2 rRNA genes (1 of these 2 cut by a window edge) are annotated in these 2,500 nt (G+C 55.9%); both read right to left on the minus strand.

Going from position 1 to position 2,500, the window contains the following annotated elements:
- Positions 1-17: 17 nt before the first annotated feature.
- Positions 18-132: ribosomal RNA gene (gene rrf / locus FHR90_RS16890) — 5S ribosomal RNA — on the minus strand.
- A gap of 95 nt (positions 133-227) precedes the next feature.
- Positions 228-2,500 (minus strand): 23S ribosomal RNA (locus tag FHR90_RS16895); it runs 469 nt beyond the window's last position.

The following is a 2,500-nucleotide window of genomic DNA, read 5'->3' on the forward strand; positions in this document are numbered from 1 at the left end:
TTCATCTGTTCTTGAAGACCTGGCGGCGACCGACTTTCCCGCGGCTTGAGCCGCAGTATCATGGGCGCTGGAGGTTTTCACGTCCGAGTTCGAGATGGGATCGGGTGGGGGACCTCCGCCATGGCCACCAGGTCGTCGAGAACAGATGATTGTTGAACGGGTTCTGGTTTGTGTGTGTGCTGTGTTTGTTGGTTTGTTTGTGGATGATTTCTATGCATGGGGTTTGGTGATTTGAGCCTATTGGGCGATTAGGACCAGTTAGCTTCACGCATTACTGCGCTTCCACATCTGGCCTATCGACGTGATGGTCTATCACGGCCCTATGGGGAGACCTGGTTTTGAGGTGGGTTTCCCGCTTAGATGCTTTCAGCGGTTATCCCGTCCAAACGTAGCTACCCGGCTGTGCCGCTGGCGCGACAACCGGTACACCAGAGGTTTGTTCATCCCGGTCCTCTCGTACTAGGGACAAATCCTCTCAAGTCTCCAACACCCACGGCAGATAGGGACCGAACTGTCTCACGACGTTCTAAACCCAGCTCACGTACCACTTTAATCGGCGAACAGCCGAACCCTTGGGACCTGCTCCAGCCCCAGGATGTGATGAGCCGACATCGAGGTGCCAAACCTCCCCGTCGATGTGGACTCTTGGGGGAGATCAGCCTGTTATCCCTAGAGTACCTTTTATCCGTTGAGCGATGGCCCTTCCACGCGGGACCACCGGATCACTATGGCCGACTTTCGTCTCTGCTCGAGCTGTCACTCTCGCAGTCAGGCGGGCTTATGCCATTGCACTCAACGATCGATGTCCGACCGATCTGAGCCCACCATCGCGCGCCTCCGTTACACTTTGGGAGGCGACCGCCCCAGTCAAACTGCCCACCATGCAGGGTCCCGGACCAAGCTGATTGGCCGCGGTTAGACATCAGAAAAATTCAGGGTGGTATTTCAAGGATGGCTCCACCGGTGCTGGCGCCCCGGCTTCAAAGCCTCCCACCTATCCTACACAGCATTTTCCTGATGCCACTGCAAAGCTGCAGTAAAGGTTCATAGGGTCTTTCCGTCTGACCGCGGGTACCCCGCATCTTCACGGGGAATTCAATTTCGCTGAGCCGATGCTGGAGACAGCGGGGAAGTCGTTACGCCATTCGTGCAGGTCGGAACTTACCCGACAAGGAATTTCGCTACCTTAGGACCGTTATAGTTACGGCCGCCGTTTACCGGGGCTTCAATTCAGTGCTTGCACACCTCCTCTTAACCTTCCGGCACCGGGCAGGCGTCAGACCCTATACGTCATCTCTCGATTTCGCAGAGCCCTGTGTTTTTACTAAACAGTCGCTACCCCCTGGTCTGTGCCACCCAGCGATGGTTGCCCAACACTGGGTCTCGCTTATCCCGAAGTTACGCGAGCAATTTGCCTAGTTCCTTCAGCATCGTTCTCTCAAGCGCCTTGGTATGCTCTACCAGTCCACCTGTGTCGGTTTCGGGTACGGTCTATACGCCAGAGCTGTTTCCTGGGATGGTCCAAAAGCCGACCCAATCCGTTAAGGGCCGACAACATCTCTCATCCGTCACTGCTGGCAGGCTCGGGAATATTCACCCGATTCCCATCGACTACGGCTTTCGCCCTCGCCTTAGGGGCCGGCTCACCCTGCGCGGATTAACCTTGCGCAGGAACCCTTGGACTTTCGGCGACAGTGTTTCTCACACTGTTTGTCGCTACTCATGTCAGCATTCGCACTTCCGATACCTCCAGCAGGGGTCACCCCTCTGCCTTCACAGGCCTACGGAACGCTCCGCTACCGCGCATGATTGCTCATGCACCCGCAGCTTCGGCACGTGGCTTGAGCCCCGTTACATTTTCGGCGCAGGGTTTCTATTAGACCAGTGAGCTATTACGCTTTCTTTAAAGGATGGCTGCTTCTAAGCCAACCTCCTGGTTGTTTTGGAATCCCCACATCCTTTCCCACTTAGCCACGATTTGGGGGCCTTAGCTGGCGGTCTGGGCTGTTTCCCTCTCGACGATGGACCTTAGCACCCACCGTCTGTCTGCCGCGCTATACTCACGGGTATTCGGAGTTTGGTTAGGTTTGGTAAGCCTTTGGAGCCCCCTAGCCCATCCAGTGCTCTACCCCCCGCGGTAAACGCACGACGATCTACCTCAATAGATTTCGCGGAGAACCAGCTATCTCCGAGTTTGATTGGCCTTTCACCCCTAGCCACAGCTCATCCCCGACTTTTTCAACAGGCGTGGGTTCGGCCCTCCAGTGCGTGTTACCGCACCTTCAGCCTGGCCATGGCTAGATCACTCGGTTTCGGGTCTTCTACCTGCAACTCGACGCCCTATTCAGACTCGCTTTCGCTACGCCTACACCTAACGGCTTAAGCTTGCTGCAAACAGAAACTCGCTGACCCATTATACAAAAGGTACGCCGTCACCCAACAATGGGCTCCGACTGCTTGTAGGCATCCGGTTTCAGGTCTCTTTCACTCCCCTCGTCGG

The organism is Endobacter medicaginis (genome assembly GCF_014192375.1).
Taxonomy (GTDB): Bacteria; Pseudomonadota; Alphaproteobacteria; order Acetobacterales; family Acetobacteraceae; genus Endobacter; species Endobacter medicaginis.